The following is a 14,954-nucleotide window of genomic DNA, read 5'->3' on the forward strand; positions in this document are numbered from 1 at the left end:
GAATTATAGTATGTAAATATATATCTTTTTCACTAATTATTGATCCTTCTAGGATAGGTGACTATGTCTTTTTTTAACAAATTTCCTCAATAAAGTTTGTTTCATTACTATAATACATTAAATTTGCAGAAGACAAACTGATATTAGCTATTAATGACCTTATATAGAACTTGATTTTCTCTTATAAAAAAACAAAAAATATGTTTTGTATTTTGTCTTTTTTGCAATATTAGTTGCTTTATATAGGCTTTTTATATTCATTATATATTTGCAGCATTATCTTTAATATAAATTTAACGTATAATGCCTGTTTTGAAAAAAAAGCCCAGAGATTGAAAAAAAAAGAGCTGTAAAGCTTTAATATATAATTATGTGTTGCCGGACGTTAGTGTAAGAATAAGAGAATATTTCTCTGTTTTTTACTGAACTGTTATTTTATAAAATATTTTTCAAAAGTTGTATCTTTTAAACATTATGACTTCTATAGTTGTTTTTAGGGTATGCGTTTGTTTATATTTTATTTTGTAGAGGTAGAACATAAACACCGAAGAAATGGGATTATTTGATTTTCTGCGAAAAAAGAAAGAAATAGCACAAATAACGGATAATGATCGACAGCAATTTACTGATGACATGTCTGCAAATGCAAACCTATTAGTCAAACAGTTTAAGGATGATGCTAAGCTTGATTTTACTATCGAAAGTTTGCGTGAAGTTGACCTTATAATAAAGGATAGCATTGTGTTTTATAAAAAGGCTGACTCAGAGACTAAAAGGAAGATGATAATAAAAATTGGAGCCTACGTATTTGAAGTGGCAAGAAAAAAATTTGGAGGACAATACTATTGGTATAATCGTTTAGATCAACCTATATTAGTTACAGGTCAACCCGAATTTGAAATGTCATTCTTAGCGTATGAGAAAGTCAGGGGGTGTTTCGAAAACGGAAAACAGAATGAAATTTCACCTGTTTTTGAAGATTATGCAGTAGGGATAGCAAATAAATCTACCCTGATGATTGTATAGAAAGTCCGATTCCTTAAAATTTAACTATTAACCCACATTTTATAATAACTCATGAAAAGATATTCACCATATATAAAAAAGTATATCAGGGAGATAACTGAAGCCGGATATACTGTCAACGATAGTGGGAGTCATATATCAAAATGCATTGGTTGCTACGAAATATTAATTACAGATCTCACTGTTAAAAGCTTATTTACAAAGATAAAAAAGGTTCTTGTTTGGATAAAGAACAAGGAAACAAGAGTCATAGAGATAGAGAAGCTATATAAGCATGAGCTTCTGCCACTTCCTTTCCATAAAATAGATAGTTTTGTTCAAAATGCGATCGCTGATCTTGGAGTAGAGGATACAGATGTTCGGGCGGTGAAAGAACAGAAGGTAGTTCGTGATCTGGATTTGAATATTCCTATCCCTAAGATTAATGTCAGGGAAATTTCTGTTCGAGATATAAGAGTCTGAGTATAATTTATAAAACATCCTAATTTAGGATGTTTTTTTTATTTGTAAGGACTTTATATTTCCTTCTATATATTCTAATCAATATTCTCTCTTTATACTTAAATTTACACTCGAAAAATAATAAAGAAATAAAATGAAGTATAGTTTCGCGAATGATTACTCTGAAGGATGCCACCCTTCTGTGTTAAATGCTCTTGTAGAAAGCAATCTCGTACAACAATCCGGGTATGGAGATGATGAATATACGCAGCGTGCAACTAAGATGATTGCAGAATTAACACACAAACCGAATGTCGGAGTACATTTGATAGCTGGCGGAACTTTGGCAAATTTAGTCGTTTTATCTTCTATTCTGCGCCCTTTTGAGTCTGTTGTGGCTCCTACAACCGGACATATTTATGTAAATGAAACTGGAGCAATAGAGGCAACCGGGCATAAAGTAGAAGCTGCTCCAACTGTCGATGGAAAGTTGCGTCCACAGGATATCAAACCGTTCTTGAATAAGCTTCGCGGACATCATGTTGTTCGTACAAGAGTTGTTTATATCTCTAATTCTACCGAATTGGGCACTATATATACAAAGCAAGAGTTATCTGACCTTTATTCTTTCTGCAAAGAAAATGATTTGATTTTGTTTATGGATGGCGCTCGTTTGCCTATGGCTTTGGCTGCTGAATCTAATGATATGACTTTAGCTGATATTGCAGCTTTCACTGATGTATTTTATATTGGTGGTACAAAATGTGGAGCTCTGTTAGGAGAGGCAGTTGTTATAACAAACCCTGAGTTGGACAAAGATTTCAAATATCACCTTAAGCAGCGAGGTGCTCTTACTGCAAAGGGTAGGGTGATGGGAGTGCAATTTGATCAACTACTCCAAGGTAACCTGATCTTTGATTTAGCAGCCCACGCAAATAAGATGGCAGCGAAAATGGCAGCTGCATTCAAGGCTTTAGGTTATACTATGCTCATAGACTCTGATACCAATCAAATATTCCCAATATTAACGAATGAAGTGATAAGTCGTCTGCAAAAAGATTATTCCTTTCTTATATGGAGTGTTGTTGATGATAATCATTCTGCAATGAGATTTATTACTTCCTGGGCTACTCCTGAGTCTATTGTAGATGAGTTTATCGAAGATCTGAAGAAGTTATAAACAACAATTTCTAATACTTAAATTCATACTGGTACGTTGAAGTGTTTCCGCACTTATCCGTTGCTGTGAATACTAATTTTTGCATTTGTCCCTTTTTCAGTCTCGAAGAATCGAACTTATAAGAATAGATCGGAGATTTTACATCGTTTTCGAACAATACGAATGCGCCGTTGATTGTGCCTTTGTATGAAGCTATACCGCTGAGGTTGTCCGATAATTTGATTCTTATTGTAGCATGTCTTACCCATCTTTCGGGTTGAATGGGTGTGATTGTAGGGGCTTTGGTGTCGGCATCAATGGTGTATGTGTTTCCAAGTTCTCTTATTCGTCCAGTGATTTTTCCTTCTTTATATGTTCCTCCTATCCAGACTTCATTATTCCCCTTGAGGCGTACAATGCCATATTGAGATTTATTGGATAGGGTGTCTTTCTTTAATTTTATTGTAATGTTGCAATAATCTTGCAAAGGAACATGTGTGTCATTGACTTTGTATAAGTCAGCAAGATGTTTCGCTGAAGGAATTTTTTTTAGCATAAAACACAGGTCATCATACAGGTATTCTTTAGGAATGCTGATGCTGAATGATTCTGTTGAGTAGTTATTTTCCTCGTTCCATGCCATTCGTTGCGAGCAAGTTCTCTTCTGAGGGATTGTTTGCTCCCTCCCTTTTACGCTGAATGAATAGTTTGTTTGATTCCCATACATATCTTCAAGTTCGTAACGGAGATTGTATACTCGCTCTTCTTTTATATCAATATGCCCATTGTTTACTGATTTGTAAAAAGGAAGTTTATTGCCCGGTTCAATGTAAGATTTTTGATAGAAAATTCTCCTTCGGCTCCAATAATCGAAGTCTGTCATACTATTAATCATCCGGGTTTGCTTAAAATCGACATGAGATAAATTAGAAGAAAATATTTCTTTGTCGTCACAAAAAAGTCTGACTTTTTTTACGCCATATATATTTGAAGTACCATCCATTCTGTCATTCGCATAAACTCCAAATCCAATTTTCCCCCATACTTCTGCTGTGTCTTTTAATGTGGTGTAAGCTCCATTCTTTAGCATGGAAATATTTCTGTGGTAAGGATGACGGCTAAAATCTACTGCACCTTTTTCATTTATAGGATATATAGCTATTCCTTTTATTTTAGGCGCTTGTGTGTCTGTTATAGCATCTTTGTAATACTCCAAAGGCTCGATAGCTATTTGATTTGTAGTGTTTCTTATTTCAAAGTGTACGTGTGGTCCTCCTGACGATCCTGTATTTCCGCTATAGGCAACAAGCTCACCTTTTTTTACCGGTATCTCTTCTTTTCCTAATGTAATGTCTATATGGAAGCTTTCACGCTCATATTGTTTGTCTTTTATGTATTTTGATATTTTAGGTGCAAACTTATTGAGGTGTCCGTATACGCTTGTTTGTCCGGTGGAAGGGTAGTCTATATAGAGTGCAAGTCCATAGCCCGATGCCGAAACAGAAATACGCGATACATACCCGTCCTCCATAGCATACACAGGTTTGTTTACGACTCTTTCGGTTTTTAGATCAATGCCGGAATGAAAATGGTTCGGTCTGAGTTCTCCGAAGTTAGCACTGAGGATTAGCGGTATATCAAGTGGAGACCTGTAGGTGTTTTGCGCTACAGAGCTAAATGCATATATAAGGGATAAAAATATTAAAATTTTCTTCATGTGTTTTGTATAAATTCATTACAAAAATAGGAGAATATAGAAACCTTCACAAGTTTTTGTTTGTTAATGGATATTCTTCACTATTTCTTGATCAAATAATATTATTGACTATCAGGAGTCTATCGTTTTGTGTGAAATATTTTAGAAAAAAATAGCCGCAAATATTTGCACATAACCAAAAATGCCTTACCTTTGCATCCGCAATCAAGGGAGAATGATACTGCAAAACAGAGAAGCTCCACAGGATGGCCCATTCGTCTATCGGTTAGGACGCAAGATTTTCATTCTTGAAAGAGGGGTTCGACTCCCCTATGGGCTACTTAATAAGAAATAAAATAACAATATAAGGATTAGTCGATATGGCAAATCATAAATCAGCAGAAAAAAGAATCAGACAAGCAGAAACAAGACGCTTGAGAAACAGATATGTAGCTAGAACAACTCGTAATGCAGTTCGTAAATTCCGTTTACTGACTGATAAAGAAGAGGCTCAAAAGCAATATCCTTCAGTTTGCTCTATGCTTGACAGACTGGCTAAGAAAAATGTGATTCACAAGAATAAAGCAGGAAACTTGAAGTCAAAATTAGCTGCTCACGTTCATTCTCTGTAAATAATACTAATATTCTATTATAGATAGAGGCTAGGCTTTTAATAAGTTTAGCCTTTATTAATTTATAAAAACTTCTATACGTTGGATATAGAAGTTTTTCTTATTTGTGACATAATGTCTTGTTTATTCCTTTTCTTTGTTTTGATACTATATTTTGATTATTAAATATTTACTTTGTTTTTGTTCGGTTTTTATATTTGTTTTTGTGACATAATTGCAGTATGGCCTACTTTTTGCATTTATATTTATAGATGAAATTAGATTCTGTAATAACAGATAAAAATTAATTTAATAAAGGAGGATACAGCAATGAAAAATCAATTAATTAGAAAGTTTGACAGAAGTGGCAGCTTTTTCCCTACATTCTTTAGCAATTATTTGAATGATGATTTATTCAGCTTTGTTGAAGGAAATCTTCCGGCAACAAATATTACTGAAAATGACAAATCATTCAATATTGAATTGTCTATACCTGGATTTAAAAAAGAGGATGTAAGGATAGAGATAGAAAAGGGAGTTCTTAAAATTTCGGCGCAGAGTGAAACACAGAGCGAAGAAAAGGATGAAAACGAAAAAGTTTTACGTCAAGAGTTCAGAGCCTCTTCATTCTCACGTAGTTTTGCAATACCTGAGAACGTTGATGCAGAAAGTATTGAAGCTTCACAAAAAGACGGAGTTTTGCAAATCACTTTACCGAAGTTGAATAAGGCACTAGAAGATAAGGTGAAAAAGATCGAAATTAGATAACTTCGTTTTATCGAAGGGTTTTAATGAAAGAGGTTGCCAAACTTGGCAACCTCTTTTTGTTTTATCTTCTTATTTTCTTTACTTCTTCAACTTTTCTTTTAATATATTCGGTATTTCTGAAGGTTCTTTAGCTACTTGGACACCCGCAGCCTCTAATGCTGCAATTTTCTCGGCAGCAGTGCCCGATCCACTCGATATAATAGCTCCCGCATGTCCCATTTGTTTTCCCGGAGGAGCCGATTGCCCGGCAATAAAGCCAACTACGGGTTTTGTTACATGCTTCTTTATATACTCTGCGGCTTGTTCTTCTGCGTTCCCGCCAATCTCTCCAATCATAACAATGGCATCTGTATCCGGATCGTTTTGAAGCATCTCCAGTAACTCTCGGAAGTATAATCCTACAACAGGGTCTCCTCCCATTCCTATTGCTGAAGATTGTCCCATACCATTTGCAGTTAAATGATATACAACTTCATAGGTTAGGGTTCCACTACGGCTGATAACACCGATATTTCCTTTCTTAAATATTTGTCCGGGTAATATTCCCACCAAGCTTTTTTCAGGAGACATTAGCCCGGGACAATTAGGACCAATAAGCATAGCTCCTTTCATTTGTACAAAACGGTGTGCTTTGACTACATCTAATGTGGGAACACCTTCCGATATGCAGATAATTAGTGCGATGCCTGCATCAGCCGCCTCCATAATAGCATCAGCGGCGAAGCGTGCCGGAACGAATATAATAGATGTATTTGCTTGTGTTGATTTTACAGCATCGGCGACAGTATTGAATACAGGAACGCCAAGGATATCGGTTCCGCCTTTTCCCGGAGTAGTTCCGCCTACAACTTTAGTTCCGTATTCTAACATCTTTTTTGTATGGAAACTACCGTCTCTCCCGGTAATTCCTTGTACGATCAATCGTGTTGATTCATTTATAAGTATACTCATAGTTTTCTTTTTTAGCTTTGATCATTACTTAATATCAGCAATCAGCTTATTCTTTGGAGGCTGCCACTGCCATTCGGGTGGCTTCGCCCATTGTTTCTGCAACCTTAAATCGAGTTCCGATCAACATGTCTCTTCCCTCTTTTTCATTTGTGCCTGTAAGGCGTACAATCACAGGAATATCTGTTTTTAGTTGCTCAAAGGCAGAAAGTAAACCCGACGCAACATCGTCACAGCGAGTTATACCACCAAATATATTAATCAACACAACTTTTACTTTTGGATCTTTCAATAACAGAGTCATAGCATCTATTACCTTGTTGGGGTTGGAGCTTCCCCCAATATCAAGAAAGTTTACAGGTGCACCGCCATATAGTTTTATCATATCCATTGTAGCCATCGCCAGTCCGGCTCCGTTTACCATGCAACCGATCTCTCCATCGAGTCTTACAAAGCTGAATCCTTTCTCTTTGGCTGCAGTTTCTACTTTCTCGTCTTCCGTAGGTTCAAAAAGGCTTAGTATTTCCGGCTGACGGTATAAGGCGTTATCGTCGAATGTCATTTTTGCATCCACAGCCAGTAGTTTTCCATCTTTGGTGGTAACCAGCGGATTAATTTCAGCTAATGATGCATCTTTATCTATGAATAATCTATATAGCTTCTGTAATATAGAAGCCATTTGATTTACTTGATTTAGGTCTTGAAATAAGACAAAGGCAAATTTGCGGGCAAGATAGTCGGGCAGCCCAACCAACGGGTCTATCGCAAATTTATAAATTTTCTCAGGCGTCTTCTCTGCTACTTCTTCAATGTCTACTCCACCTTCGGCACACATCATTAGTATAACGGATTTTGTATTCCGGTCTATTATAAAACTCATATAATATTCCGACGCTATATCTACTGCCTCAGTTACGATGACTTTTGTGACGGGATAACCTTTAATGGTTAGTCCAAGAATATTCTTTGCGTGATCTTTGGCTTCTTCTTTGCTTTTTGCGAGTTTTACTCCTCCGGCTTTGCCCCGACCTCCGGTTAATACTTGTGCTTTTATTACTACGCATTCCTTGTCCAACTCTTCGTATGCAACTGCTGCCTCTCCAGGCTCATAGCATAGTATTTGTTCTTTAACAGGGATACCGTAGGATGAGAATAAATCTTTAGCTTGGTATTCGTGTATCTTCATTGGTATAATTTTTTAGTGTTCACTACTACAAACTACAAAATCTAAAATTAGCAGGAAGTTTTGATAAATGATATATGTTTTCTACTTTTTATAGAGGTATGAACTATAGAAAATATTTATAAGTATTTGTTTTTCTAGCATTAAGAACCGAATATAGGCTTTTATTGAAGAACAATTGTTATAATAAGATAAGGACATATTCTGTCTTCCAAAATATGTCCTTATCTTATATTGATGCTGACTCAGGATGTGATCTGATAGTTTTATTAATAGTCTTTGAGTAACTCTTGCAGCCTTTTTCTGGCAAAAAAGATACGACTCTTTATTGTGCCTAATGGTAGATTCATCTTTTTGGCTATTTCTTCATATTTATAGCCCGATAGATGCATTGTAAAAGGGACCCGATGTTCTTCATTAAATGTATTCAATACCTTATATATTTCTATATATGAATAAGCATCTTCAGGAGAATCCGATGCTGAATTCTGAGCGAGATTTATCCAATATAAATTTTCAGTTTGATCAACGATAGTCTGGTTGCGAAGGGCTTGGCGATAATTGTTCACAAAGATGTTGTGCATAATCGTGAAGACCCATCCTTTAAAGTTGATATTATCGTAATATTTATCAAAGCTGCTCAATACTTTAAGGGTTGCTTCCTGAGTAAGGTCCTTTGCATCTTCTTTATCCGATGTTAATCTAAAAGCAAAGCTTAGCATGTTGCTTTGTAGACTTATCAAGCTCTTTTCCAATGCTTGTTTTTTAGCTTCCATAATTTTATTCTTTTAATTATGAGGAGCTATTATAGTGCGTAAGTAACAACTTTGTGGTTGGTATAACAAAGATATGAATATTATTGAAACAATTGCACTTGCAACTAATATTGTTAGGCTTATTTATTTTATATTATTTTAGGTCGTCTATATATCGTTGTTTTCGAGTTTGTTATTCGTTGCAAAGAGCTTATCTATTATCTATAGATTTATTCTATTTAGTTAGTGAAGATTTACTTGTGATAAGTGTATAATATTTCTTATATTTTTCAAGAATAATAGATAAATATATTGTTAATTAATTAGAAATCATGAACTTTTTCATTCTGCACGTCGTTATAAGAATGTGTAGTTTGTAAAGTTTGTGTTAAGGTACAGGAAGTCTGCGATGTGATTTTGCGGGCTTCTTTTTTTGCGTTTCCTTCGTTAAAGGAAGTCGATAATATCTTTGCTATTCATACTTTCGATACCCCATCTCGCAGCAGCTTTGTCTCCGGCAAGTCCATGTGTGTATACTCCTAGTATTGCAGCATGAGCACTACTATATCCCTTTGCTAATAATCCTGTAATATATCCTGTCAGCACGTCTCCACTACCTCCTTTGGCCATGCCGCTATTTCCTGTAGAATTAAAATAGCAGTTGCCATCGGGTAGGCATATCATCGTGTGTGCTCCTTTCACGATAATTATCGACTTTATGTTGGCTGCATAGCGTCTCACAAGGTTTATCTTTTCTTCCTCATCGTGCCATTCTCCAACCAAACGCTTGAGCTCTCCCGGGTGAGGCGTGAGAATACTGTTTTCGGGGATTCGCTGCTTTATATGGTAATTGTTTGCTAATATATTCAGTGCATCAGCATCTATGACAAAGGGTTGTTTGTATGAAGCGGCCAGTAGTTCTTTGAATGCCTCGCCTGTCTGGTGTTCCTGTCCAAGTCCGCAGCCGATGCCTATTGCCGAATATTTAGATAAATCTTTGGGTACAGAAGAGAAGTAATCTTCATCATCGAGGCTGAGCATTGCCGACGGATAGTTTGCCTGTATTGCAAAGCTCTCACTGTAAGGTATGTGAGTGGTAACTAATCCGCATCCCGAGCGTAGGGCTGCACCTGTCGCTAAGGTGGCTGCACCAGCCATTCCTTTCGATCCGCAAATAAGCAATGCGTGGCCATAAGTACCTTTGTGGCCGAATTTTCCTCGTTTGAGCCTTATGCCTTGTATATAGTCCTCTGTAATATAGTGGTATAGCGATGGGGTATGCTCAATATATTCTCTGCTAAGCTCAATTGGAAGGGTAATTATTTCTCCGCAATACTCTCCGGCTTCAGGCAAAAGCATAGCAAGTTTGGGAAACTCTAGGGTAAGGGTAATATCCGCTTTTATAACCGTCTGATCCGTATTGCCGAATTCGCTCATCATACCCGATGGAAGATCGATAGAAATAACCTGATTGGATAATGAGTTAACTTTTTTGATAATAGATAATAAAGGGTCTTTCAAAGTACCTTTTACACCTGTTCCTAAAAGTGAATCTATAAGGATATGTTTATTGGAAATTCTATTTATATCTGTAACCCTTTCAATATAAGAAGGGAGCCGTTCTAAATTAATTCCGCATTCACTCGTCAGTTGCTCTTTCTCGAACGGAAGATATACCGAACAGTCATAACCTGCATGAAACAAGATACGGGCAACAGCTAGTCCATCGCCGCCGTTATTTCCTTTTCCTATGAGGAATAAGAGGGGAGAGGCTTTACTTATATTGTTGCATATCCATTCAGCAATAGCATTAGAGGCTCTTTCCATCAGGTCGATAGAACTTATCGGTTCATGTTCGATCGTATATCTATCCGTTTCTTTTATCTGAGTGCCTGTTAATATTTTCATGGTCGTTCTATTTAATAATAGACTATCTTATCTTCTGCCGAGTCTGTATATTTCTTCAATAAGGCCTGCATATATTCAGCAGCCTCTTTCAAACCATTTGTTCCGCTATATCCGTTTATCAAAGCCAAGAAATTAGTTGTTTCTACGCTTAGTTTTGTTCTTTCGTGGTCGCTTGTTGGTGTGCCTATGCCACCTAGGGAGTCACGATATACAGGTAACCCTTCTATATTTAATATCCCTTTTCCGATACCTTCGTAAGGTTCGTTTTCTTTGCCTATTCCCAATGTTAAGCTGTCTCCTTGTATTTTATCTGCATCGAATCCACCTATCGAGTAGCCGGTCTTTATCGAAACAAGGTTGATGAGGTCAACCAATGTATCTATCTGGTATAATGGTAAATCGCGCAATATACGACGGCATAAGGCTTCCGCAGACGGACGATAGCGATTGGGGTCTTTGCCGAACTTCTTATATGCCTCTCGGGTGGCTGCAATAGCCGGATTCTTTTTTATATCTTCTATCTCATGATTTGCCTTATATTCTTCCGATAATATGTTGATCTCATCCCACAACTCCTTATTGTATGGAGTGTTTTTTACCTTCGCAAAAATAGCAGCTCCGTGAAAGTCGGGCCAAAGGTTCTTGATCTCTTCCGATATGTTTATTCTTATCATGATACAAAGTTATTTTAGAGTAAAAGGTGACAAAAGTAACAAAAGTAACAGGTGTTTGTATGTTTCTGATCTGTCACCTTTTTCGTTCCACGTATATATAATAGATAAATTGATACACTCAAAGATACACTTTTTCACAGATAAAAGTTCTACCTTTACCACTCGTAAATTATAGTTCATTTTTCATGTCTCATTCTCAAAAAGCCTCAAAGCAGCTTCACCCTGTCATGTTTGCAGGGACGGGCAGCGATGTGGGTAAAAGTATAATCACTGCGGCGTTTTGCCGTATCTTTCTACAGGATGGTTATCGTCCTGCACCTTTCAAAGCGCAAAATATGGCGTTGAATTCCTATGCTACACCCGAAGGGCTGGAGATAGGGCGTGCACAAGCTGTACAGGCCGAAGCTGCCGGCGTACCTTGCCATACGGATATGAATCCTTTGCTGTTGAAGCCGACTACTGACAAGGTTTGTCAAGTTGTGCTTAATGGAAAGCCGGTAGGTAATCAACACGCTTATGAATACTTTAGAGTAGAAGGCAGAGAGCAACTCCGCAAAGAGGTAAATGATGCATTCGACCGTTTGGCACAGCGATACAATCCTGTGGTGATGGAAGGTGCAGGCAGTATTTCGGAGATAAACCTGCGGGCTGTCGATTTGGTAAATATGCCGATGGCTATACATGCCAAAGCCGATGTAATATTGGTGGCGGATATAGATCGGGGTGGTGTTTTCGCTTCTGTCTATGGTTCTATTATGTTGCTCACCGAAGAGGAAAGAAAGCATGTAAAAGGCATCCTTATCAATAAGTTCAGGGGAGATATCCGCTTGTTCGAATCGGGTGTTAAAATGATAGAAGACCTTTGCCAAATACCGGTAATCGGTGTTGTGCCATACTATAAGGATATTTATATAGAAGAGGAAGACTCTGTGATGCTGCAAACAAAGAATCTTCAGGCCACACATGGGAAGGTGAATGTTGCAGTCGTATTGTTAAGGCACTTATCTAATTTTACTGACTTTAATGTATTGGAGCGCGACCCGCGTGTACATCTTTATTATACCAATAATACAGATGAAATAGAAAAGGCAGACATCGTACTCATACCCGGCAGTAAGAGTACTCTTTCCGACTTATACGAGATCCGTCGCAACGGTGTAGCCCAAAGTATTGTAAAAGCCCATAAAAACGGAGCGACAGTAGTCGGTATCTGTGGCGGCTATCAGATAATGGGGCAGGAGGTTTGCGATCCCAATCACGTGGAAAGTAATATAGAACGCTTACCCGGACTAGGTCTACTGCCTATAACAACACAGATGGAAGGCGAAAAAGTAACCCGTCAGGTGAAGTTCTCTTTCTTGAATACCCAATCTGTATGTGAAGGTTACGAAATCCATATGGGAGCAACGACTCCGGTAGAGAATGCAAAAAAAGCTTCTTTAAATAAACTCGAAGATGGCAGAGAAGACGGATATTTTGTAAGTGAGAAATGTTTTGGCACATATATACATGGTATTTTGGACAATGGGGTAGTTATAGATTATCTTTTATCTCCTTATGCCGATAAATTATCCGATACGCCTTTCGATTTCAAGGCGTTTAAAGAAGAACAATACAATAAGTTGGCAGACCATGTTCGTAAGCATGTGGATATGGATTTGGTTTATAAAATAATGACAGATAACAACGGTTTATCATGATCAATGGGCACGGAGACGATATATATAACTACGGGAAGAAGATCGTAAGTAATTTCAGTTCTAATATATATACCCGGCAAGACTTGTCTGTATTGGATGACTATTTGTGTTCTTGTATAACGTCGATACACTCGTATCCCGAGCCGGATGCAATCTCTCTTTCAAGACTGATCGCAGATCAAAACCAAGTAGCTACAAATAATATCTGCATAACAAATGGTGCTACTGAAGCCATTTATATGATAGCTCAGGCTTTTAGAGGAAAACACTCTGCTGTTATTCACCCTACCTTTAGCGAATACGGAGACGCCTGTTTGGTAAATGACCATATTGTCAGTATGGTAAAATCTATAGATGATGTCCCGGAGCAATCAGATGTCGTTTGGCTTTGTAACCCTAACAATCCTACAGGAACGGTTACAGATAAAGAGACGTTGAAAGAATATATCATATCTCATCCTGAGAAATATATTGTTATAGATCAGTCTTATGAATATTTTACAACCAAATCGCTATTTTCTGTATCGGAAGCAATGCAATACAACAATGTGATATTATTACATTCTATGACAAAGCGTTATGCTATTCCCGGACTTCGGTTGGGATATATAACAGCCTGTTCAGAAACATTGGCATTGCTTTCTAAATATTGTATGCCTTGGTCTGTAAACGGATTGGCGATAGAGGCGGGTAAATTCCTATTGGAGAATGGTGCTGATATAATAAAGATTGAAGAATATATTGCAGAAGCAAAACGCTTCCATAAGGCATTATCACAGATAGAAACACTAGAGGTGTATGATACCGATACACATTTTTTCTTATGTCGATTGACTGATAGAAAAGCTTCGGAACTAAAAGAATATTTGATTCAAAAACATGGCATACTAATCCGTGATGCTTCTAATTTTTATGGCTTGGATGAACATTATTTCCGTGTTGCAACACAGTCGCCCGAAGAAAACAATGCGTTTGTAAAAGCGATCAAAGAATGGATATAAAACTCTTGTATACTCTTTTGCCTTTACTGATAGGGTGGACTGCCGACAAATTGTTTGGCGACCCCCGCTGGTTACCGCATCCAGTGGTGGCTATGGGTAATATTATAGGATGGGGCGAAAAGCGACTCAACAAAGGAAATAAACGAATGATGAAAGGAGCTTTATTTTCTATTATTCTGATTTTATTGAGTTTCCTTGTTATTTTCTTTATTATTAAAGGATTGGATTACCTGAGTCCATATTTATCTATACTTTTTTCCTCTGTCGTGGTTTTCTTTTGTCTTGCAGGTAAGACTTTGATAGATGAGGTCAGAAATGTTTTTGTGGCTGTCGACTCTTCGGTTGAAGAAGGACGAAAACAGGTTGCCCGTATCGTCGGACGTGATACTTCTGCTTTATCGCCACAGCAGATACGAACGGCTGCGTTAGAAACATTATCAGAAAATCTTAGTGACGGAGTTATCGCTCCATTATTCTGGTTTATACTTCTGGGTGTACCCGGGATGTTTGCCTATAAGATGGTCAATACGCTAGACTCTATGATTGGATATAAGAGCGATCGGTATAAGCAATTTGGGTGTTGGGCTGCACGGATAGATGATGTTGCAAATTATATTCCTGCACGTTTGACATCTTTACTGATGATAGTCGTAAGTGGAAAAATCTCATTACTATCTTTTGTCCGAAAGTTTGGCTCTCAGCATGCAAGTCCCAACTCCGGCTATCCGGAGGCAGCTTTAGCAGGTATTCTTAATTGTCGCTTTGGTGGATCGAATGTTTATTTCGGACAACTTTTCGAAAAGCCTTATATCGGATATAATGATAAAGAACTGACTTACACAGACCTTAAAATTGCTGTTCGGGTCAATATCCGTACGGAAATATTAATGGTATTTGCGGTATGTGTCGATCTGTTTTTACTGTCGTACTTTTAAATAATTGACCTTTCATCTAAAATATGTTGTTTAGCATAACGATATTATTTATCCGGTCGTAATCAATTGTTTATATTTTATTCTTTAAATATGTGTGCGCACACATATTGTTTGCTAATCTTAAAAGATTAATTTTGCAATCAAGTAAT

Annotated in this window: 14 protein-coding genes and 1 tRNA gene; 9 read left to right on the forward strand and 6 right to left on the reverse strand. The window is 37.3% G+C overall.

All coding sequences use genetic code 11. The annotated features are described in order from the left end of the window. The first annotated feature begins 552 nt into the window (after positions 1–552). The 3 genes from QOX35_RS04915 (at position 553) to QOX35_RS04925 (ending at position 2,647) form a co-directional block, all read left to right on the forward strand. Complete coding sequence (locus QOX35_RS04915; protein WP_283686010.1) at positions 553–1,026, forward strand: hypothetical protein; 474 nt, start codon at positions 553–555, stop codon at positions 1,024–1,026. Between the two features lie 51 nt (positions 1,027–1,077). Continuing rightward, a complete protein-coding gene (locus QOX35_RS04920; RefSeq protein ID WP_283686011.1) occupies positions 1,078–1,488 on the forward strand; it encodes a hypothetical protein in 411 nt (136 codons plus the stop codon). A gap of 133 nt (positions 1,489–1,621) precedes the next feature. After that, complete coding sequence (locus QOX35_RS04925; RefSeq protein ID WP_283686012.1) at positions 1,622–2,647, forward strand: threonine aldolase family protein; 1,026 nt, start codon at positions 1,622–1,624, stop codon at positions 2,645–2,647. A gap of 10 nt (positions 2,648–2,657) precedes the next feature. Here the strand turns inward: QOX35_RS04925 and QOX35_RS04930 are convergent, their stop codons facing one another. Beyond that, positions 2,658–4,343: a M23 family metallopeptidase gene (locus QOX35_RS04930; protein WP_283686013.1), complete on the reverse strand. Its 1,686-nt coding sequence runs from the start codon at positions 4,341–4,343 to the stop codon at positions 2,658–2,660. Positions 4,344–4,590: 247 nt separating this feature from the next. On the opposite strand from QOX35_RS04930, the gene QOX35_RS04935 reads away from it, so the two are divergent. From QOX35_RS04935 to QOX35_RS04945, 3 genes are all read left to right on the forward strand, one after another. Continuing rightward, positions 4,591–4,662: transfer RNA gene (locus QOX35_RS04935), tRNA-Glu, on the forward strand. Between the two features lie 40 nt (positions 4,663–4,702). Further along, positions 4,703–4,954, forward strand: coding sequence for a 30S ribosomal protein S20 (rpsT, locus tag QOX35_RS04940; protein ID WP_006843113.1), 252 nt, complete (start codon positions 4,703–4,705; stop codon positions 4,952–4,954). 309 nt (positions 4,955–5,263) lie between these two features. Beyond that, the gene (locus QOX35_RS04945; protein ID WP_135104978.1) at positions 5,264–5,701 is read left to right on the forward strand and encodes an Hsp20/alpha crystallin family protein; all 438 of its coding nucleotides are present in this window, start codon (positions 5,264–5,266) and stop codon (positions 5,699–5,701) included. Between the two features lie 78 nt (positions 5,702–5,779). Here QOX35_RS04945 and sucD read toward each other — a convergent pair whose 3' ends face one another. The 5 genes from sucD to QOX35_RS04970 form a co-directional block, all read right to left on the reverse strand. Next, complete coding sequence (gene sucD, locus QOX35_RS04950) at positions 5,780–6,652, reverse strand: succinate--CoA ligase subunit alpha (protein ID WP_283686014.1); 873 nt, start codon at positions 6,650–6,652, stop codon at positions 5,780–5,782. A 46-nt stretch (positions 6,653–6,698) separates the two neighbouring features. Continuing rightward, positions 6,699–7,835, reverse strand: a complete 1,137-nt coding sequence (sucC, locus tag QOX35_RS04955) for an ADP-forming succinate--CoA ligase subunit beta (RefSeq protein ID WP_283686015.1) — start codon at positions 7,833–7,835, stop codon at positions 6,699–6,701. 266 nt (positions 7,836–8,101) lie between these two features. Next, positions 8,102–8,608, reverse strand: a complete 507-nt coding sequence (locus tag QOX35_RS04960) for an RNA polymerase sigma factor (RefSeq protein ID WP_135104981.1) — start codon at positions 8,606–8,608, stop codon at positions 8,102–8,104. A gap of 426 nt (positions 8,609–9,034) precedes the next feature. Beyond that, on the reverse strand, positions 9,035–10,495 hold the full coding sequence (locus QOX35_RS04965) for an NAD(P)H-hydrate dehydratase (RefSeq protein WP_283686016.1): 1,461 nt from the start codon (positions 10,493–10,495) through the stop codon (positions 9,035–9,037). Positions 10,496–10,506: 11 nt separating this feature from the next. Beyond that, positions 10,507–11,169: a B3/B4 domain-containing protein gene (locus QOX35_RS04970; protein WP_283686017.1), complete on the reverse strand. Its 663-nt coding sequence runs from the start codon at positions 11,167–11,169 to the stop codon at positions 10,507–10,509. A 185-nt stretch (positions 11,170–11,354) separates the two neighbouring features. On the opposite strand from QOX35_RS04970, the gene QOX35_RS04975 reads away from it, so the two are divergent. The 3 genes from QOX35_RS04975 to cbiB are packed head-to-tail and all read left to right on the forward strand — an operon-like array spanning position 11,355 to position 14,805. Beyond that, positions 11,355–12,869, forward strand: coding sequence for a cobyric acid synthase (locus tag QOX35_RS04975; protein ID WP_283686018.1), 1,515 nt, complete (start codon positions 11,355–11,357; stop codon positions 12,867–12,869). Continuing rightward, the gene (locus QOX35_RS04980; RefSeq protein WP_283686019.1) at positions 12,866–13,870 is read left to right on the forward strand and encodes a threonine-phosphate decarboxylase; all 1,005 of its coding nucleotides are present in this window, start codon (positions 12,866–12,868) and stop codon (positions 13,868–13,870) included. The genes QOX35_RS04975 and QOX35_RS04980 overlap by 4 nt, the downstream gene beginning before the upstream one ends. Next, entirely contained in the window at positions 13,861–14,805 is a 945-nt protein-coding gene (gene cbiB / locus QOX35_RS04985) for an adenosylcobinamide-phosphate synthase CbiB (RefSeq protein WP_283686020.1), read from the forward strand. Before QOX35_RS04980 ends, cbiB begins: the two co-directional genes overlap by 10 nt. Positions 14,806–14,954: the final 149 nt, after the last annotated feature.

Origin of the sequence: Dysgonomonas sp. Marseille-Q5470 (genome assembly GCF_951230145.1) — a bacterium.
GTDB lineage: Bacteria > Bacteroidota > Bacteroidia > Bacteroidales > Dysgonomonadaceae > Dysgonomonas.